Here is an 18,563-nt window from a genome sequence, read left to right as displayed (position 1 = left end):
AAATAGATCTTCGACAGTACCAGTGCACGAGTGGAGCACCTCATTTTTCCTGAGGCGCCGGCGACCCGAGGCCGCAGGCATTTTTTGATTACACTAAACCAGCTTGGCATTTGCCGGTTTGAAGATGAACTACAAATATCGCAAACTCGAAGACAGTTTGGCCGCTGGCTTGGCGGCGTGGCGTCGCAGCCGTGGGCAGCGCGGTGCCGGCCTGGCCTTGCTGGGATTGCTCGCGTTGGCGGGGCTGGCGCTGCTGGTGCGGCCGCTCTATCACCAGGCCACGATTTGGTGGTGGTTGGTGATGGGACTGAGCACGCTGGCCTGGCTGGCTTTGCTGTTGCAGTATTTGATCCTGCCGCTGCGCCGGCGTCCCACCCTCATGCAGGTGGCACGCCGGCTCGAAGAGATGAATCCGGATTGGGAAGATCGTCTGACCACCGCGGTCGAGTTCGGGGCACGTGCCGGCGATCGCGAAAATCCATTGTGGGATCGGCTGGTGGAAGATGCCGCGGCGCAAGCGGCCAGGGTGAATCTCTCCGCACAATTGCAGCTTCGCTTCGCCGTCTGGTGGCGGGCGTTGGCGCTGGCCGCGGCCGCGCTGGTGACCTTGTTGTTCCTGCGTTTTGCCGATCTCTACCAGTCGCAGGGCTTGCATTATTTTGACGGCAGCGGCACGGCGGGCCGGGAATTGGAGGCATTGCAGGTGGAACCGGGTGATGCCCGTGTGCCGGCCGGTGAAACCGTGGAAGTGATCGCTGCAACGCCGGAACATGACGCTGCCGGTGCCACGATCTATCTCGAACAAGGCCGCGAGCAGTGGCAGCCCTTTGCCATGAATGCAACTACTCGTCTCGGCACGTTCAATTATCAGCTCTACGACGTGCTCGACACGCTGCGCTACTACGTGCGCGTGGGCGAGGAAATCTCACCGATCTTCACCATCATTGCCCTGGCCGCGCCGGAGGTCAAGACGCTGCGCGTGACCTACATCTATCCCCGCGAGATCGCGCGGCCGCCGAAGACTGAAGAAAGCAGCGGCGATGTCTACGCACCAGCCGGCACCGAAGTGCAGATTGAAGTCACCGCCACGCAGGCACTGGCAAGAGCGGAATGGAAGATGAGCGACGGCAGTTTTACGGAGATGACGCTGCGCAGTGACACGCTGGCAACCGCCGGCTTCACCGTGGCGCAAGACGATTCCTACCTGCTGCGCTTGACCAACCGCGACGGCTTGAGCAACAAGCCGGTGGAGTATTTCATTCACGTTACTCCCGATGAGCCGCCGCACATTACGCTCACACGGCCGGGCCGCGATCTGCGGCCGACGATGCTCGAAGAAGTGACGCTGGAGGCGTCGGTGCGCGAAGACTTTGGCTTGCAGCAATTGACGCTGATCTACACGCATAACAATCAGCCCAGCGTGCGCGTGGATTTGCTGCCGCAGGCCGCGCGCTCCCAGAAGCCGGAAGCAACCGCGGTGGAATACACCGCTGCCACCGTGCTCTATTTGGAAGATCTCGAGGTGCGGCCGGGCGATTTCATTTCCTACTACTACGAAGCCCGCGATGCCAGGCAAATGGCCACCAGCGATCTCTACTTTTTCGAGATCCGGCCTTTTGAGGAGGAATTCTACCGCGCCTTGAGCCAGGGCGGGGGCAGCGCCCAGCCCGGCAGCGGCCTGGCGATTTCGCAAAAGGAAATCATCACCGCCACCTGGAAATTGCTGCAGCGCCGGCCGGCGATCACCGCCGAGGAGTACAACCGCGGCAGCGCCGCGCTCGCCGAAACGCAAGCCGGGCTGCAGGAGTCCATCGAACAGATGGCGACCAATGCCGCCACGCGCGGCCGGTTCACCGGCGAAAGCGGCGCCGGCAAAATGACCGTCTATTTTTCCCAGGCCGCGGAAGCCATGCAGCGGGCGGTGCCGCTCCTGCAAGCCGGCAACTTGAGTGAAGCCCTCACGCCGGAGCGGGAAGCCTACCGCTTCTTGTTGCAGGCGGAAGTAGAGCTGCGGCGCCGTGAGATCATGCAAGGCGCAGGCACCAGCTCCAGCTTCACGCAATTGCAGAGCCGCGAAGAGCTGGCGCAACTTTTCAAAGATGAACTCGACAAGATTCAATCGAAATATGAGACGCAGCAGCAGCAGCAACAGCAGGAACTGCAGAGCGGCCTGACCGAGGCGCAGCAGAAAGTGCGGGAACTCGCGCAGCGCCAGGAGCGGCTGGTCGAGCTGAATCGCCAGCTCAGCCGCGAATCGGCGCTGCCGCAGGAACGCCGGCGCCAGCTCGAGCGGCTGCGCCGCGAGCAGGAACAAATCAACCGTGAGTTGCAGAACTTGAGCCGGCAAATGCGCCAACTCAGCAACGCCGGTGCGGCGGGCGAACGCCAGGAGACGCGGCTGCTCGAAAGCATGGAACAAGCCACTCAGGATTTGCAGCGATCGCTGGACAATCTCCGCCGCGAAGATCCCGCGCATGCCGCGGCGGATGGTGATCGCGCGGTGGAAAGCTTGCGCCGCTTGCAAGACCGGCTGCAGCGCCAGCACTCCGGTTCCTTGCGCGAGCAGGTGAAAACGCTGCGCGACGAGTTCCAGCAGCTTGCCGAGCAGCAGGGCCGGCTGAGCGCGGCGCTCGAACAACAGCGGCCGCCGTCTGCTCCGGCGCCGCCGCAATGGCAGCGGGAGCAAGAGTCCCTGCGCGGGCAAAGCGAACAGGCGCTGGAGGAATTGCGCCACTTGCAGGAAAGCGCGGCCGATCGGCCGCAGCCCGCGGGTCTGGCGCGTGATCTGCGCAATTTGATGAATGAATTGGAGCAGCGCCGCGTGCCCGAACGCATGGCGCAGGCGGGACAGGCGCTGGCGCAAAACGATCTCGAGCGCGCGCTGGCGGAGCAGAACGAAGCGCGGCAGGCGCTGCAACGCGCCGAGAAAGCCCTGCAGCGCAGCTTGACGCAGCTCGCCAGCAATCCCGAAGAACAACTCGATCTGGCGTTGCAGGAAACGCAACGCGTGCGCCGTGGTCTGGAACAGCAGATGACGGAAAGCCGGCCGCCGGCCGAAGCCGCGCTGCCGCCGGGGCAGAATCCCGGCAGCACCGCGTCCGGCGAACGGCTGCTGCCCCAGGAGGTGGAACGCTGGCAGCAGCAACTGTGGAGCGGCGCACGGCACTTGGAGGAGATTGGGCAGTTTCTGCGCGGCGATACGGCGCTGGTTGATGATTACAGCCGTCTCATGCAGAACTATCGCGGCGTGTTGCGTTCGTTTCAGGGCGGCGATCCGCAACGCTTGGAAGAGGTCGAGCGCCGGCTGATGGAACCGATGCGCCGCTTCGAAGCGGAACTGGCCGGCCGGCTCGCAGCTCTGCAATTGCGCGAGCGCTTGCTCACCATTCGCGATGAACGCGTGCCGCCGCAATACCGCAAGATGGTGGAGGAGTATTTCCGCAAGTTGGCCAAAGGCGGGAATTGACCTCGGTCCACCGCGGCGCAAGAATGAGTACCGCACAACCTCAACTTTGCTGTCAGATTGACCATGTTCGATTTCTTCTTCAAATACAGTCCGATCGTCTATGAACAGGGGCGCTGGCTGCTGCGGTGGCAACCAGCGCTGTTGGTGCTGCTGCTGTTGGCCGCGGTGTTGCTGGCCATGTCGTGGCTGGCTTACCGTCGCACCACGGCACCGCTGCTGCGGCGCTGGCGGATCGGGCTGATCGTATTGCGCCTGGCGGCGCTCGCGCTGCTGACGTTTTGCCTGCTGGAGCCGGCGCTTTCCGTTACCACGGTGATTTCGCAGAAGAGCAGCGTCTTGCTGCTGCTCGACAATTCGCAAAGCATGGCGATTCCAGACGGCAGCGGCGGCCGGCGGCGCGTTGATGAAATGGCTTCCTGGCTGGGCGATGAAGCACAGGCGAACAGCATTCTCGCGCGCCTGCAGCAGAATTTTCGCGTGGAGGTGCGGCAGTTCAGCAGCGCGGTTGTGCCGCTGCAAGACGCAAAACAACTGCAGGCCGAGGGCACGAGCACCAACCTGGCGCAAGCGCTGGAATATGCCGGCCGCCAGGCGCAACTGGGCACGCTCTCGGGCGTGGTGTTGGTCAGTGACGGCGCGGCCTCGGCGGGCGCGGATCCTCTGCAAGCGGCGCGCGCTCTGCTAGCGGCGAAGGTGCCGCTTTTCACCGTCGGGGTGGGCACCAAAATCAGCAAAGACGTTCAAATCGCCAAGGTCGATGCGGCGCGCTCGGTGCTGGAAAACGCCACGGTGGAAGTCAACGCGCTGATTCAAGCGCGCGGTTATGCCGGCCGGCAAGTGGAGTTGGAGCTGCGCGAAGGCAACGCCGTCATCAAGCGCCAGCCGCTGGTGCTGCAAGAGCGCAGCACGCGCGCCACCCTGCAATTCTCACCGGCGCAGCCGGGATTTGCGCGTTACCGCGTGAGCCTGCCCAAGCTGCCCGGCGAACTGGTGGCGGCCAACAACCAGAGGAGTTTTCTGATCGACAGCCGCAACCGCCTTGCCCGCGTGCTGTATGTCGAAGAGTTGCATCCGTGGGAATACAAGTTCATCGCCCGCGCCGTGGAAGGCGATCCCTCGCTGCAATTGACCTCGCTGCTCAAAACCGGCACGGACAAATTTCTGCGGCTGGGGCTGCGGCACGGCAGCGAGCTGGCCGGCGGCTTTCCCAAGAGTCGCAGCGAACTATTTGGCTATCACGCCGTCGTGCTGGGCAGCATGCCGGCCTCCTTCTTTTCTGCCGAACAACTGCAACTGCTGGCCGCTTTCGTTGCCGAGCGCGGCGGCGGTTTCATGATGCTCGGCGGCCGGCATTCCTTCGGCCAGGGCGAGTATCAACGCACGCCGGTTGCGGAGTTGTTGCCGGTCGAGTTGCCTCCTTTTTCTGCCGCCGACGGCCGCGCCGTTGCCCCGCAATTGCAGGAGGAATTCCGCTTCACGCCCACGGCAGAATATCTCACCATGCCGCTCTTGCAATTGGACGCGGATCCGGTGAAGAACGCACAGATTTGGGAAAAGCTGCCGCTGTTGCAGGGCTACAATCCTCTCGGCGCGGCCAAGCCGGGCGCCACTGTGCTGGCGGTGCATCCGCTGCACCGCGCCGAATCGCCGCGCCTCTTGCTCGCGGCACAGCGCTTTGGCCGCGGCCGCACAGCCGTGCTCGCCACCAGCAGCACCTGGCGCTGGCAAATGCGCCTGGATCATCGCGATCAAACGCACGAACGCTTCTGGCGCCAGCTTCTGCACTGGCTCAGCCTGCAGTCGCCCGATCCGGTTACCGTTGAGTTGGATCGCGAAAGCTATTCGCCGGGGGAAGATTTGACCCTGCACATCGAGGTGAGAGACAGCGCGTATGTGCCGGTTGAAGAAGCCAGCGTTGCCGTGAAGATCACCGCTCCCGGCGGCCAGGTGGTGACCTTGAACGCGGGCGCTGAGCTTGCGGCCGGCGGCGCGAAGTATGCGGCGCGCTACCAAGCGACGCCGGAGGGCTTGTACACGGTTGAAATTCTCGCCTACCACCGGGCGGGACAATTTCTCGGCAAGGCCGAGACTGCGTTTTTTGTCGAACCTTCGCAAGCGGAATTGGCCAACGCGGATTTGCAGGCGGCGTTGCTGCAGCGCCTGGCGGAAATCACCGGCGGCCGCTATTTTCCTCTCGACCAGTCGCAAGACTTGCCTGATGCCATCACCGTGGCGCGCAGTTCATTTGCGAAATTGACGGAGCACGACATTTGGGATGCACCCATCTTCTTTCTGTTGATCGTGGCTTTGCTCGCCAGCGAGTGGTTCATTCGCCGCGCACGGGGATTGTCATGAGAATCACATCACCGCGCTCTCGCGGCTGCGGCTCACTGCTTTGCCTGCTGGCAGCCGCCGCGCTGTTGGCGGCAGGCGGCGCCGCTCCGGTGGCCGCGGAAACACGCGTCGTCATCATTGCCGGCAAAGGCGGCAGCGAAGCCTACACCGAAAGATTCAGCCGCCTGGCGTTGCAGTTGCATGATGCATTGATCACGCAGCATCACTTTGCCCCGCGCCAAATCATGCTGTTCGCGGAATCCGCGACGCGGCTGCCGGCCACCACGCAACCCGGCCGCGCCCAGGACATCGAAACAGCCTTTGCCGAGCTGGCCACCACGCTGCAGCGGGATGATTTGTTGACCATCGTGCTCTTTGGCCACGGCAGCGATGACGGCGCTTTCGCGAAATTCAATCTCGAAGGCCCGGATTTGCGCGACCTCGACTTCGGCCGGCTGCTGAGTCAATTGCCCTGCCAGCGTCAAGTTTTGGTGAATACCACCGCGGCCAGCGCCGGATTCCTGGCCAAGCTCAGCCGCAACGATCGCATTCTGATCACCGCCACCCGCAGCGCGGAAGAAAAATATCTCACCGCCTTTCCGGAATTTTTCGTCGAGGCTTTTGTCAGCCCCGCCGAAGCTGATCTTGACAAAGATCAAAAGCTTTCTTTATTGGAAGCATTCGACTTTGCCCGCGACCGGGTGGTGCGCTTCTATGAAGAAGCCAACCGCCTGCGGCCCGAGCATCCGCTGCTGGACGACAACGGCGACGGTGTGGGCAGTGAAATGCCGGGCTTGACGGCCGCGGCCGCGACCTCCGTGCAAAGGCCGGATGGACAACTTGCCGCGCAGACATTCCTCGTGCCTGAGACCGCCACGCCGGCGCCGGCGCTGATCACCGCGGCCGCTGGCGGCAGCTCGTTGGCGATTGCCAAACAAAAATTGCTCGCGGAGATCGAAGCCCTCAAGGCGCGCAAGGAATCGCTGTCTGCCGCAGAGTATGAGCGTCAGATCGAAACGCTGTTCATTCAACTGGCGAAATTGAACCGCGAGATCAGAGCCGGGAAGTGAAGCCTCCACTGACCGGCGCTTGCCTGCCCTTTCGGGGAGCAGGCCGGGAGGGTAGATCGTACTACAACGTCAAGTTGAATTCTGTTGCACAGACAACCAGCCCCAAGGTGCGAAAGGTAGCAGCGAAGGGCAACGCCCTGGAAGATCGGTAATCGTGAGATATTACCAAGCTCCCCGGGGCGCTATCGAACCAGATCAGGAATGCCGCCCTTTCAGGGCTAGGAGCGATGGATCTCATCGGTTCCCAGGGCGTTGCAAATGGGCTATTCCATGCGACCCCGTCGGGGTCGAACTGGCCTTCCAAGGAAGACAGTGTATACTTGACGTTTTGGCGCAGTCCTGTTATCCTTTCAAAAACAAAGGCCGCTGCAACGCGGCCCCGGTTTTCAGCTTGTCTGAAAAGCTGACGCAGAGCATGACTCTGGAAAGACTGACGCGACCGCGAGTTTTTTCCAGCTTGTTTCGTTTGCAGTCTGGCAGACTGCGTTACGTTCAAATACCTCGATCAATCCATGAATCCAAAATCTAGTTGTCGCCTCTACCGCGCGGGCAGCGCGGTTTTTTTGTGCCTGCTCGCGGCATTCGGCGATGCGGCTGCTCAGCAAGTCCGCCTGCCGTTTCTCAATCTGCAACCTTATGAAGGCAATCCGATTCTGCGGCCGCGCGGCACGACCTGGGAAGCGGCGGCTGCTTGCAATCCCGCTGCAGTGGTGAAGGACACCACGGTTTATCTCTTCTTTCAAGCCAAAGACCGCAGCGGCGCCGGCCGCTGGAACGGCACCTCGCGCATCGGCCTGGCCACCAGCGTGGATGGACTGCATTTCGTGCGCGAGCCTGAGCCTGTCATCACGCCGACCTACGACTTTGAATCACCGGGCGGCTGCGCTGATCCGGCCGTGGCCGAGATTGACGGCGTTTATTATCTCACCTACAACGCCTTTGACGGCGTCCACCGCAGGGTGGCGCTGGCCTCTGCGCGCGACCTGCGGCAATGGATCAAACACGGTCTGCTCTTTCCGGAGGAAGGCGAGACCAGTCACGGCGCGATCGTGCCGCAAAAGAGCAATGGCCGCTACCTCATGTATTTCAGTGATGGAAAAAATCTACGCCTCGCCTATTCGGAGAATCTGTTGGTGTGGCACGCGGAGGCGGAGCCGGTGATGTTACCGCGAGACGGCAAGTTCGACGACTATGCCGTTGCGCCGGCTTTCTCACCGCTGGTCAGTGGTTCCGAGCTGGTGCTGTTCTACAACGGCCTGGACCAAGCGCGGCGATCGCATCCGGGGCAGGCGGTGTTTGCGCTGCAGCATCCCGGGCAAGTTTTGCAGCGCAGCGAGCGGCCCTATTTGAGCCTTGCGGCGCGGCCGGAGGATGAGCCGGTGATCATGCTTTCCGGGCTGGTGCGGTTCAAAGAGGAATATTTTCTCTACTACGGAATGAATGAAGAAACGGCGGGGGTGGCGGTGAGCCCAGAGCTGGCAGCCGCGATTCGCGCGCAGAAATAGTGTCTGCCTGAAATCGCAGCCTTTTGACAAGAGTGTTTCTGCGATGGCTTGTTCGTTGCATTAAAGACTGCAGAGTTGCTGCGGTGCTCGAAGTTTTGGAAACCTCGGCCCAGCCGAGGATGGAACATTTTCGCCGCTTTGCGCACGCATGCGCTCACTGCGCCCTTCACCGCCAGCGCCGGAAGCCCGTCAGCAGGCGGCGCCAACCGTGCGCACCCGCCTCGTTTGAATCTCTGCGGAACAGGGTTTCAATTTCAGCCGGCAAGGCTGGGACCTCTTCTTCCTCGATCCGGATACTTTCCTGGCCGGCGGTTTCCACCAGCAAATAATCGCACGCCACACTGTCCGCCCCGCGAAAACAGCCGGCCAAATCGCGCACCGGATCCACCACCAGCGCGACGTGATATTCCTGCCCATAGAACAGCCGCTGATTGGCGCGATCGGTTTCCGACATGAAAACGCCGAAATTGGGATGCGAGTGATACCATCCGACTTTGCGCGTCGTGCCCCGGCTGTCACTCCAAATGCGGTCGACCTCCTCATTCAGGCGTTGAAATTCTCGGGTGGAGACTTCAACGCTGGCCAGGCTGGCGTGCGTGTCGCGCGCCGGCACTGCCTCCTGCAGATGGATCCACAAGATTTGTTTTGCCTGATCGAAATAGGCATTGCCTAACAGCAGCCCGAAGCATTCGTGCGCAGGATCGCGCCGCGCATGCTGCTTGATCTTCTCAAAGGTTTTCTGATTGATGTAAACTTGCGGGCGGCGGAAGGCAGGCGGCTGCGGCCACGCGGCCGGAATGCTGCGCTGCCGCGGTTGGTAGGAGCGGCGTTCCTTGACGAGAAAGTGGCCGGCTGATTTGCGTTCACGGTGCTGCCAGAAACGCAGCCGCCGGCGCAGTTTGCGAAGCTTGTGCAGGTTCATGGCGCCACGTCCGATGCGGCCGGCGGCCGGCAAGCGCAAGCGGCGCACGCTCCCGGCATTGTGGTTGATGCCGGACGCATTGAGCAGGTAGAGGCGGGAACCGGTTGGCGCTGCGGGCAACGTGGGTCGCGAAGCATGGGATGATCACAACTTGCTGGAGGCCGGTTTCGTGTGAAAGAGTTTGGTTTCCGCCAAGTCCGGCAGGCTGCTGTGATCCACCGGCACGGCATGGCGATTCAGTTTGAACCAATTCAAGGCCTCGCGATTGGCGGGGCTGCGGGGATCGATCAGCTCCGGCCGGAACTGAATGTATTTCGCCAAGCGCAAACAAAACGCCGCCAATCCCTCCTCCGGCGAGTATTGTCCGATGCAAACATTGCCGTTCTTGAACACGTGCGGATGAAACAGCACCGGTCGCGAGACGAATTTCGCCAGCGGCGGCTTGTCGGGATATTCTGCCAGCAGCTTGATCACCACAGTGTGCCCCTGCTGCCTGGCCTCCGGGCCGATCATGCCAACGAGATCGAATTCGACGACATAGCGCTCGGGCGGCCAGCGATGATCGCCCTCCTGCCAGCGAATGAGCGAGCCGCGCAGCGTCTGCATGGTGAGATAGTCGTTTTGCAGCCGCACCAGCCGCGAGATCATGTTGCAGTCTCCACTGTCAAAATCGGTTTTCGGCGTGCGCCGCGCCGCCGCGTTGCACCACGGCGATGCGAACCCGGTCGCCGGCCTGAACTGCCAAATCGGCCAGGGTCTGCCCCTCGCCCAGCTCGCCCTTGCCTTTGATGGTCAAGCCGTATTCTTCGTTCTCACTGGAAAGTGGCGGAATGAATTCGACCTGAATCAGGTTTTCAACCAGCTCCTCCCGCGTCATGTCGGAGGAGACTTCAACATCCATCTCCGAGTCGTCGCTCACATTGATGAAGGTGAGATTGATGGTATCGGCCATTCCTTAGCTCCTGAGTATCTGCAAGAAATCATGAAAGTCGCTTCGCGAGATTGGGCAAAGCCTCGTGAATGTCATTGGCCAGCTCGAAATAGTGCATGCCGCCCCGGCGATCCTGCACGCCATAAACATGCAGTTGGGGGAATCCCAACTGCGCGAGCGTCAGGTCTTGCAGCGGCTCGCCGCCCGCGGCCTCCGCTTCCAGCACTTCCAGGCTGTCGCTGAGATAATGCAATTGCAGCCCCTCGCGATCGCCCGGCCGGCGGCACCAGCGGCACTGCAACTCTTCGCTGCGCAGGCGGGGCAGCGGCCGCCGGATTTCGCTGTCGCGGCCGCAACGCATGCACTCGACGCCTGCGACGAAGCTGGCGGGAAATTTGACCACGGCCTCTTCGAGGCCGGCGGCCTGCAAGCTTGCGCGCAGCGCGCGCAGCGTGGTGGTCGTGCTGCTGCCGGCAATCGTGGCGCTATCCGGCAGCGGCGCCAGCGCTTCGCATTCGCATTGTGGCCGGCGGGAAACGGCGGTCGTGTCGAAATAGGGGCTGTTGCCGCTGCCGTCGTATTGCAGGCGAACGCCGTTGAGCGGCAGCCGCTGATGCAGCCACTTGAGCGCCAGTTCGCACTGCAGCGCGGCAATGAGCGCCGAAGTCATCTGCACGGTGGCGAGCCGGCCCTGCGCGTAGCCGCGCCGCAGCGTCTGAAAGCAGGAATCATAACGCGAGCGGGCCGCCGCGCGCTCGCGTTTGGTGGTGGCGCAACTGAAGCAGGAACGAAAAGGCGGTTGAAACACGTAGACGCTGCCCGCCAGCTCGCGGATGCCGCCGTCGATCAAGGGCCGGCCGGTGAGCAGGCAGGCGCGATTCATCGCCAGCCGCGCCTCGAGATTGTCCAGGCAGCCGAGCACAAGATCGACGCGGCGATAGAGGCCCAGCCCCACTTCCCACACGAGATCGGCGTCGAGCGCCTCCACCGCAGCCGAGGGTTCGACGTTGAGCTCGCGGCCGCGCTGCGCCGCCACCAGTGCCTTGCGCTTGCCGAGATCTTCCTGGCGGAAGAGCGCGGTGCGGCTGAGATTGGAGATTTCGATGTCATCGAAATCAACGACCACCATGTAGCCGACGCCCACCAGCGCCAGGTTCTTGATCACTTCATTGCCGAGCGCGCCGGCGCCCACAATCATGACGCGCGCCTGGCGCAGCTTTTCCTGGCTCCACCAACTGATTCTTTCCTGGCGGTCGGTGGCGGTCTCCGCCGGCCGGCCACTGGTTCTAACGTGAAAGGCCATGCCGCCTCGCTTCCTGTGCGCGTGCGCGATTCATGCGACGTGGCGGGCGCGATTGGTGTGACAGCGAAAACAGCGCTGCGCGCCGCCGCGATGGTGCCAGCAATTGGCATGATAAAGCTGGCCGCACCTTCGGTTGCTGCACCGTACCCAGCCCGGCAAGACGATGCGCTTCTGCCGGGCCTCATTGCGCGCCAGCCGCTGCGGCGCAAAGATCCGCAACAGCGCCGCCGACCAGCGCAGCATCCGCAGCCGCAAGAGTTGTACCCAATAGCGCTCCCGGTGGGAATAGGGATCCTCCGTGATCAAATGGCGGCAGTAAGAACAAATCTTCTGGTCACGCAGCCGTTTGACACGCGCCGGCAGTTTGGGAATGCTCTCCTGTAAGCGCAGCGAGCTGGTCGCCCGGATGGCGGTACGGCTCTGCCGCGAGATCGGCTTGAAAATGCGCCTCACCTGCACGATTCTTCCATGATGCCAGCGCCGCGCGCTGCGGCGGCGCCGGCGAATTTGCCAACTTTGTCATGCCCGCCAGACATTCCATGACCTCGAATACTACGCACCATGTTCGCCAATTGCAGAGGACTTCCCGCCGGCGGCTGCAGATTCCCGCGTCTGCACCCGCAATCGTATGAAGGTACATCCACGGCACATTTTTTATTCAGCTTGACCTCATCGCTGCCCAGGGAAGGGCCGGCAAAGAATGCAACTGTATTATGACGACTGTCCGCTTTGCCTTGCAGCAAACTTCTCCCGTGCGTTTGGCCATCTACAACGCGCTGGGCAACGAGGTGCGATTGGTTCTCGCCGGCTACCTGCCGCCGGGTGAGCATCTGGCGCAGTGGGACGGTATCGACAACCACGGTCATGCCGCGGATCAGGGCGTTTATTTCTACCGCCTCGAAGGCCCGGATTTTCACACCGTGCGTAAACTTGTCCACAAATGACACCCGGCGCTTCCGCTCATTCCTTCCGCTTGCCCTTTCCCGGTTGCCTGCTCGCGCCCACCGAATCATTCCCGCACGCTGCCGCTGGCCCGCGCGTGCCGGCGGAGGAATTGCAGCGCAACGCATTGCCATAACGGTTTTGGGATTCGTGCAGTCATGTACCGTTCGCTTCAGCTTTTGAGAGAGCACCCGTTCAAACCGGTGCCGGATCCGCGCTATTTCTATGCCGCCAGCTCGCATCGCCAGGCGTTTCAGCGGCTGCTCGATACGATCGAGCACCGGCATCGCCTGTTCCTGCTCACCGGCGCGGCCGGCGCCGGCAAGACCCTGTTGATTCATGCCCTGCGCCGCCGGCTGCCGGCTAATCTCGCAACGGTGCTGCTGCTGCAAACCCGTCTCGGAGAGAAGAGGTTGTTCCGCCGCATTGCGGCAGCCTGTGGTTTGCCGGCGCTGCCGCATGCCACGCCCGCCGACGAGCTGCGGCAGTTGCATGATTTTCTGCGCAGCCCGCGCTCCGGCCTCGCCGCTTCCAGCATCCCCTCCGCTGCCGTCGTGATCATCGACGATGCACATCATCTGCCGCGCCACACCCTTGATGAAATCGGCGTGCTGGTTGAGCTTGCCAAGACGCAGCGCAAACCGCTGCAGCTCATCCTCGCCGGCGCGGCGAGTTTGCTCCATGCGTTTCCCGGAGTGGAACCCTGGCCAGATCACTCCACCCGCGCCTGCAGTACGCATTTGCTCAGCCTCGACAGCGCGGAAACTGCCGCCTACATTGCCCACCGTTTGCGGGTCGCCGGTTATTACGACGGCGAGCAGCTTTTCACCGTGGCAGCCCTGCGCGCGGTGCATGAACAAAGCGAAGGCAATCCGCGGCGCATCAATGCGCTCTGCAGCCGGGCACTGGCGCTGGCTGGCCGAGAGGGTTTGACCAGCATCGCGCGCGAGCTGGTGCAGGAGGCGGCGCGCACCGCAAGCCATGAGGGAGAAGCTGAAGCATGCGCCGGCGCTTTGGCAGAACAGCAGGGCGAGCGCTGGCAACCGGTGACAGCCTCGGCGCTGGCGGTAGAGAATGGCATGCCACCCGCTGGGACGCGGCATGCCGCTGGCGCTGGCTTGCGGCAGCCAGGGTGGCAGGGCGAGAATGTTCGCGTGCGTTGGGATCAGGCAGTGATTGATCGGGCGGTGAGGGTTGCAACGAGTCCGTTGCGGCCGCCGGCGGCGGCAAGCGGTTGGAGAGTTTGGCAACGTTGGGCCGCGGGCGTGCACCGCTGGCAGCAGGAAGCGTTGCGCAAATGGCTGGCGCCACTGCGGCAGCATCCCCGGCGATTGGCGATGCTGTTGGTGATGGTTTTGAATTTGATCATGCTCATGCTGATTCTGCGCCGGCTGTGGTGAAGCCGGCTATCCCACCAACCCCATGCCGGCTTGCGCGCAGGCGATTCCCAGAATCGCGCCTGCCAAGACATCCGTCGGATAGTGCACGCCGTTGTACACGCGCGAAAAGCCGATGCTCCCCGCCCACAGACAACTCACCAGCGCGCCCTCCGGATAATAGGCTGAAACCAGAGTCGCCATCAAGCAAGCGGCGGCGGTATGGCCGGAGGGAAAGCTGAAGCGATCCGGAGGCTTGATCAGGTAGTGCAGCCCCGGGATTCGTTCAAATGGCCGGCGGCGTTTCACCTTGCGTTTCACCAGCAGGTAGAGCGGCAATTCCAGGGTGAAGGCCAGCAAGCCGGCCGGCAATAGCCTGCAGGCCGTCGCGAAATCCGTTAGGCAAACAAGCAATCCGAGAAAGGCGTAGAGCTGGCCATCGCCGCTGCGCGAGACCAGATACATGCAGCAGTCGATGATCCGGCGGCCGTTCCATTGATAGACTTTACTGCAGAGCCACGCATCGTAGTGATTGAGATTTTGGACGAAAGCTTGCAGCATGGCAGCCCTCCGTGATGCGCAAAGCGGCACCGCTTCGCTTCTGCACTTCCTGTTGGTAATTGTGCTCCTGGTATTCCATCACTCCAACATAATCCGGCGAAATCAAGGCAGAATGAAGCGGCGGTTGCCAATGCGTGAATGTTGCGGTGCCGGCTGAACGGAGGACCAGTCCGGGCCGTCGCGGCAGCCGGGGGCTCAGCATCCCTCGCGGGCAGTGTGGCCGCGGAACGGCTGGCGGGTATTTTGCCGTTGCACTTTACCTCTAGAATCAACATTATGCCCAACCCGCAACGCGCGAGAAAGGAATCCGCGGGCGGAAAGCAAACCACAACGAATCTCACCAGCCAGGGAGGCACTGCTCATGCGTGTCAAGAATCCGCTGCGAGCGCTGGCGCGCGCGCTGTTGTTCAAGGCACCGATTCAGGCGCAGTTGATCGTGACGCGGCGCTGCAACTTGAGCTGCGGTTATTGCACCGAATACGACAATTTTTCCCCGCCGATACCATTTGAAGTGCTCAAAGCCCGCATCGATGCCCTGCATCGCTTGAAGGTTATCAACATCACGCTTTTGGGCGGCGAGCCGCTGCTGCATCCCCGGCTCGCGGACCTCGTGGCCTACGCCAACCACGACGCGCAAGTCTCGGTCACCACCAACGGCTTTCTGCTCACCGACAAAATCATTGCGGCGCTGAACGAAGCGGGACTGAGCAACATGCAAGTGAGCATCGATGCGCTCATGCCCGACACGAGCCGGTACATTCAAAAATCCATGAAGTCAATCCTGCCCAAGCTGCAGCGGCTGCGCCGGCTGGCCAAGTTCGATGTGCACGTCAATCTCGTGCTGTGCGAAAATTCCAAAGGTCATTTCCCGGAAACGCTGGCCGAGCTGCGGCGTCTGGGTTTCTTCGTCACCGTCAATCCCATCCACGATGACAAGGGCATCATCGAAATCGGCGGCGAAGAGTACGTCGCGCTGTGGGAGCATCATTATCAAAACAGCAATCCCTGCTCTTTCATCGAATATGACTACGGCAAGCGCTTGCTGCAGGGCGAACAGCCGGAGTGGCAATGCCGCGCCGGCGCGCGCTCGCTTTACGTCGATGAGTTCGGCAACGTGCAGTTTTGCCATGCCCAGCGCGGCCGCCTGGACAAACCTGTTTTGGAATATACCCGCGCCGACGTGGCCGCGCATTACAACACCGCCAAAGGCTGCGAAAAGGGCTGCGCGATCCTGTGCGTTTACCGGGATTCCTATTTGGACAATGCGCCGCTCGGCATGGTCAAAGCGACCTATCGTCTGTTGCGCCGCGGCGGTGTTTCACGCGCCAACCTGGACGATAGCCACCCGCTGCCGGATCCGGAGGCGAGTCCCGCCCCCACCGGCGCGCTGGCCACCGTGGGTGATTGAGCCGGCGGACTTGCCGCCGGCGGCGCGTTCGCCAGGCGCTGCCGCATGGTGGGTGGCACGCCCTCCGATCGACGTTGTAGTTACGGTCGTGCTGCGCCGGCACGCATTACTGTGTTTGCCTGCTTGGATATGACGAGGTTTCCGCTGTGCTTCCCGCCCCGGCGCCGGAAGCGATGTCATTCATCTTCATTCATTGGAAAGTAAAGACACGTATGCCGAATTCCCTCCGTTTGGTGACTTGGTTGTCCGTTTTTTCCCTCGCGCTGCCGGTGGCCTGGGCACAATCCGATGCCCGCCGCGTGGGCTTGATTCAACGCAGTCTGGAGCAATTGCACCTCGAGCAGTTCGACAGCGCGCTCGCCGTTTGCACCGAGTTGCGGCATTCCTGGCCGCAGGATCCCGCCGGCTATCTGCTCGCGGCCGGCGTGTATCAAACGATGATGCGGGACTATCGCCTGCGCCTGTTCGAAGCGCGTTTCGACAGCCTGATCCAAAGCGCGGTCGCGCTGGCGGACAAGCAGGTGAGCACAGAGGCCAGCGCCGAGCGGCTGTTCATGCTCGGCACCGGCCGCGGCTATCGCGGTCTGCACCGCTTTCGCTGCGGGGAATGGGCCGCCGGCTTTCGCGATGCGGTGCTGGCGCTCAATGCCATGGAGCGTGCCCTGCAGCGGGAGGCGGCGCTGGTGGATCCCTATTTGGCGCTGGGCGTGTACGAGTATTGGAAAAGCGCCAAACTCAATTTTGCCGGCGGCTTGTTTGCCGGCAAACGTGAGCAAGCCATTGCCGCGCTCGAAAGCGTGCGCCAGCGCGGCCGCTACGTTGCGGTGGATGCCGCCTATTCCCTGCAAACCATTCACATTCACGAAGAAAACTATACTCAAGCGCTGGAGATCAACGACTGGCTGTTGCAGCGCTTTCCCCAAAACGTCAGTGCGCTTTATCATCGCGGCTTGATTCTCGAGAAGCTGGACCGCGTCGCGGAAGCGTTGACGGTGTGGGAGAATGTCATCAGTCGCATTCGCGCGTTCATACAAGCCAGTGATGGTTATCTCGCCGAATGTCACTTGCATCGCGCCCAACTCAGCGAGCGCCTGCCGGCTGCGGCCTCGGCAGGCGGGGCCAATGAGCGCGTCATTCTCGCCCTGCAACTCGCACGCACGCACGCACGGCAGCGGGTCGCGGAAAAAGAGTTGGAAGGGCCGCTCGCCAGTTTTCGCGAGATCAACAAAGCCATCGCTCAGATGGTGAAGAAGTATGATCCCAAGGGCGAGATCTTCATCAACTGAGCCTCGCCGGGAGTACACAAACACGCGTGAAGCCCGTGCACGGCCTGTGCACGGGCTTCACATTTTTGGGGCCATCAGTTTCCAGTCCGGCTTTCTGTTTTCTCTCTCCAACCTGTTCAAGTTACAGCGCTTCGGTTGATCGCGCCGCGGCCGAGCAGCGGGCGGCATGCAGCTTGCGTGAGGGCATGATGAACCTTCATGAAAGGAGGAAATCATCATGCCATTCCGATCAATGAAATCGCTGGTGATCGCCGTCGCGGTGACGATCGCCGCGCTGGCGCTCGCGACCTTCGCGCTCTCTCAAACCTCTGCGCCGGCCAGCATTCGCTGCAGCGCCTGCCAATTCGAAAACACCTGGACCTACAAATTCTGCGTGAACTGCGGCAGTTCGCTCGCGGCCGCCAAACAAGCCAAGCTCGAGCAGTTGCAGCAGGAGCAGGAGCTCGCGCGGCAGGCAGCGCGCCGCCAGTTTGTGGAAGATTCGCTCGCGCAGGCGCGCGCGGCAGAGAACCTCAGTGCGCCAGAGAGCCTCCGCGCGGAACGTGAGCGGCAAGCCGCCGCGCGCCCGCTTGCACTTGCGCCACCCGAAACCTCCGCCTCTCTCATCCCCTCAATGGCGCCGGTGGCGCCCGCCAAGTCTGACCGGCCCAAACCACAGCGTTGGTATCAAACCCTGCTCACGACGCCGGCCGTGCTGCCGCGTTTGTTCAATGTGCCCACCGCGGAAGTGCTCAGCTCTCTCGACATTTATTTCAACGGCGGCGGCGCTTTTGGCATCGAGAAGGAGCGTAATTTTCTCGGCCACGCTGGTTTGGGGCTGGGCGACATTGCCGAGGTCGAGTTTGCGACGCAAGCGGTGATCAACTCCCTGCAGCAAGGCTCATCGAGCGTGCCGACTTCAGCATTCAAAATGCTGGTGCTGCGCGAGCAGGACCGTCTCCCTGCGATTGCCGCCTCGCTGCGCGGCACCACGAGCTGGCACCATTTTCAAGGCCAGGACGCCAGCGTCTCCTTCGAAACCCGCCTGACCAAGCTCTATCTCGTGGCCACCAAACATCGCGGCAAGGTGATGGCACATGTGGGCTTGGGCTTGACGGACGTGCGCGTGCGCAACCCGCAGGGCTGGCGCTTCCGCGAGGCCGGCCGGGAGATGCAGCGCAATCTCATCGCGCCGTTTGGCGGGCTGACGATCCAAGCGAATCCCAAGGCGCAAGTCATGCTGGAAGTCGAAGGGTTGCCTTCTTACGATTTCACCGCCGGCGAAGTGCACGACGGCAGTGCGATCAAGAACATCTGGGCGGGCGTGGTCGGCGTGCGGTTCTACTTCACCAACTGGCTGGCGGCAGATACCGGCGTACGCTATCGCAGCGACTTCGACGGCATCGCCGACGCCAACATTCAAGCGAATGTCAATATGCTGTTCCCGCTCGGGCGGCTGCGCAGCAAGCAATAGGCGCCG

The 18,563-nt window shown here is 62.2% G+C and carries 15 protein-coding genes; 9 read left to right on the top strand and 6 right to left on the bottom strand.

All coding sequences use genetic code 11. The features are described 5' to 3' along the window. Nucleotides 1-124 precede the first annotated feature (124 nt). From L6R21_04035 to L6R21_04020, 4 genes are all read left to right on the top strand, one after another. Entirely contained in the window at nucleotides 125-3,466 is a 3,342-nt protein-coding gene (locus L6R21_04035; protein MCK6558347.1) for a DUF4175 domain-containing protein, read from the top strand. Between the two features lie 63 nt (nucleotides 3,467-3,529). Next, nucleotides 3,530-5,821 carry a glutamine amidotransferase gene (locus L6R21_04030; GenBank protein ID MCK6558346.1) on the top strand — a complete coding sequence of 764 codons (2,292 nt, stop codon included), beginning with the start codon at nucleotides 3,530-3,532 and terminating at the stop codon, nucleotides 5,819-5,821. Next, the gene (locus L6R21_04025) at nucleotides 5,818-6,870 is read left to right on the top strand and encodes a hypothetical protein (GenBank protein ID MCK6558345.1); all 1,053 of its coding nucleotides are present in this window, start codon (nucleotides 5,818-5,820) and stop codon (nucleotides 6,868-6,870) included. Before L6R21_04030 ends, L6R21_04025 begins: the two co-directional genes overlap by 4 nt. 512 nt (nucleotides 6,871-7,382) lie before the next feature. After that, nucleotides 7,383-8,375 carry a glycosidase gene (locus L6R21_04020; GenBank protein MCK6558344.1) on the top strand — a complete coding sequence of 331 codons (993 nt, stop codon included), beginning with the start codon at nucleotides 7,383-7,385 and terminating at the stop codon, nucleotides 8,373-8,375. Between the two features lie 166 nt (nucleotides 8,376-8,541). On the opposite strand, the gene L6R21_04015 is transcribed toward L6R21_04020, so the two are convergent. The 5 genes from L6R21_04015 to L6R21_03995 are packed head-to-tail and all read right to left on the bottom strand — an operon-like array spanning nucleotide 8,542 to nucleotide 11,984. Continuing rightward, nucleotides 8,542-9,417 (bottom strand): Mov34/MPN/PAD-1 family protein, encoded by an 876-nt coding sequence (locus L6R21_04015; protein ID MCK6558343.1) that lies wholly within the window; start codon nucleotides 9,415-9,417, stop codon nucleotides 8,542-8,544. 24 nt (nucleotides 9,418-9,441) lie between these two features. After that, nucleotides 9,442-9,945, bottom strand: coding sequence for a hypothetical protein (locus L6R21_04010; GenBank protein MCK6558342.1), 504 nt, complete (start codon nucleotides 9,943-9,945; stop codon nucleotides 9,442-9,444). A 16-nt stretch (nucleotides 9,946-9,961) separates the two neighbouring features. Further along, a complete protein-coding gene (locus L6R21_04005; protein MCK6558341.1) occupies nucleotides 9,962-10,249 on the bottom strand; it encodes an EsaB/YukD family protein in 288 nt (95 codons plus the stop codon). Between the two features lie 28 nt (nucleotides 10,250-10,277). Beyond that, on the bottom strand, nucleotides 10,278-11,531 hold the full coding sequence (locus L6R21_04000) for a ThiF family adenylyltransferase (protein MCK6558340.1): 1,254 nt from the start codon (nucleotides 11,529-11,531) through the stop codon (nucleotides 10,278-10,280). Between the two features lie 30 nt (nucleotides 11,532-11,561). Beyond that, nucleotides 11,562-11,984 (bottom strand): hypothetical protein, encoded by a 423-nt coding sequence (locus L6R21_03995; protein ID MCK6558339.1) that lies wholly within the window; start codon nucleotides 11,982-11,984, stop codon nucleotides 11,562-11,564. Nucleotides 11,985-12,244: 260 nt separating this feature from the next. On the opposite strand from L6R21_03995, the gene L6R21_03990 reads away from it, so the two are divergent. Then, nucleotides 12,245-12,475 (top strand): hypothetical protein, encoded by a 231-nt coding sequence (locus tag L6R21_03990; GenBank protein MCK6558338.1) that lies wholly within the window; start codon nucleotides 12,245-12,247, stop codon nucleotides 12,473-12,475. Nucleotides 12,476-12,631: 156 nt separating this feature from the next. Further along, entirely contained in the window at nucleotides 12,632-13,873 is a 1,242-nt protein-coding gene (locus L6R21_03985) for an AAA family ATPase (protein ID MCK6558337.1), read from the top strand. 6 nt (nucleotides 13,874-13,879) lie between these two features. Here the strand turns inward: L6R21_03985 and L6R21_03980 are convergent, their stop codons facing one another. Continuing rightward, nucleotides 13,880-14,410 carry a phosphatase PAP2 family protein gene (locus L6R21_03980; protein ID MCK6558336.1) on the bottom strand — a complete coding sequence of 177 codons (531 nt, stop codon included), beginning with the start codon at nucleotides 14,408-14,410 and terminating at the stop codon, nucleotides 13,880-13,882. Nucleotides 14,411-14,771: 361 nt separating this feature from the next. Here L6R21_03980 and L6R21_03975 point away from each other — a divergent pair, with 361 nt between their 5' ends. The 3 genes from L6R21_03975 to L6R21_03965 all read left to right on the top strand — a co-directional run bounded on the left by L6R21_03975 (nucleotide 14,772) and on the right by L6R21_03965 (nucleotide 18,557). Further along, nucleotides 14,772-15,818, top strand: coding sequence for a radical SAM protein (locus tag L6R21_03975; GenBank protein ID MCK6558335.1), 1,047 nt, complete (start codon nucleotides 14,772-14,774; stop codon nucleotides 15,816-15,818). A gap of 212 nt (nucleotides 15,819-16,030) precedes the next feature. Further along, nucleotides 16,031-17,104 carry a hypothetical protein gene (locus tag L6R21_03970; GenBank protein MCK6558334.1) on the top strand — a complete coding sequence of 358 codons (1,074 nt, stop codon included), beginning with the start codon at nucleotides 16,031-16,033 and terminating at the stop codon, nucleotides 17,102-17,104. A gap of 217 nt (nucleotides 17,105-17,321) precedes the next feature. Next, nucleotides 17,322-18,557 (top strand): hypothetical protein, encoded by a 1,236-nt coding sequence (locus tag L6R21_03965; protein ID MCK6558333.1) that lies wholly within the window; start codon nucleotides 17,322-17,324, stop codon nucleotides 18,555-18,557. Nucleotides 18,558-18,563: the final 6 nt, after the last annotated feature.

Source organism: bacterium (assembly GCA_023150945.1).
Lineage (GTDB): Bacteria > Zhuqueibacterota > Zhuqueibacteria > Zhuqueibacterales > Zhuqueibacteraceae > Coneutiohabitans.
The sequence above is the reverse complement of the archived record's forward strand: the minus strand, read 5'-3'. Positions and strand labels throughout refer to the sequence as shown.

Excerpts from the sequence above, each read along its gene's own strand:
- L6R21_04035 (MCK6558347.1), top strand. The coding sequence starts at position 125 with ATGAACTACAAATATCGCAAACTCGAAGACAGTTTGGCCGCTGGCTTG.
- L6R21_04030 (MCK6558346.1), top strand. The coding sequence starts at position 3,530 with ATGTTCGATTTCTTCTTCAAATACAGTCCGATCGTCTATGAACAGGGG.
- L6R21_04025 (MCK6558345.1), top strand. The coding sequence starts at position 5,818 with ATGAGAATCACATCACCGCGCTCTCGCGGCTGCGGCTCACTGCTTTGC.
- L6R21_04020 (MCK6558344.1), top strand. The coding sequence starts at position 7,383 with ATGAATCCAAAATCTAGTTGTCGCCTCTACCGCGCGGGCAGCGCGGTT.
- L6R21_04010 (MCK6558342.1), bottom strand. The coding sequence starts at position 9,945 with ATGATCTCGCGGCTGGTGCGGCTGCAAAACGACTATCTCACCATGCAG.
- L6R21_04005 (MCK6558341.1), bottom strand. The coding sequence starts at position 10,249 with ATGGCCGATACCATCAATCTCACCTTCATCAATGTGAGCGACGACTCG.
- L6R21_04000 (MCK6558340.1), bottom strand. The coding sequence starts at position 11,531 with ATGGCCTTTCACGTTAGAACCAGTGGCCGGCCGGCGGAGACCGCCACC.
- L6R21_03990 (MCK6558338.1), top strand. The coding sequence starts at position 12,245 with ATGACGACTGTCCGCTTTGCCTTGCAGCAAACTTCTCCCGTGCGTTTG.
- L6R21_03985 (MCK6558337.1), top strand. The coding sequence starts at position 12,632 with ATGTACCGTTCGCTTCAGCTTTTGAGAGAGCACCCGTTCAAACCGGTG.
- L6R21_03980 (MCK6558336.1), bottom strand. The coding sequence starts at position 14,410 with ATGCTGCAAGCTTTCGTCCAAAATCTCAATCACTACGATGCGTGGCTC.
- L6R21_03975 (MCK6558335.1), top strand. The coding sequence starts at position 14,772 with ATGCGTGTCAAGAATCCGCTGCGAGCGCTGGCGCGCGCGCTGTTGTTC.
- L6R21_03970 (MCK6558334.1), top strand. The coding sequence starts at position 16,031 with ATGCCGAATTCCCTCCGTTTGGTGACTTGGTTGTCCGTTTTTTCCCTC.
- L6R21_03965 (MCK6558333.1), top strand. The coding sequence starts at position 17,322 with ATGCCATTCCGATCAATGAAATCGCTGGTGATCGCCGTCGCGGTGACG.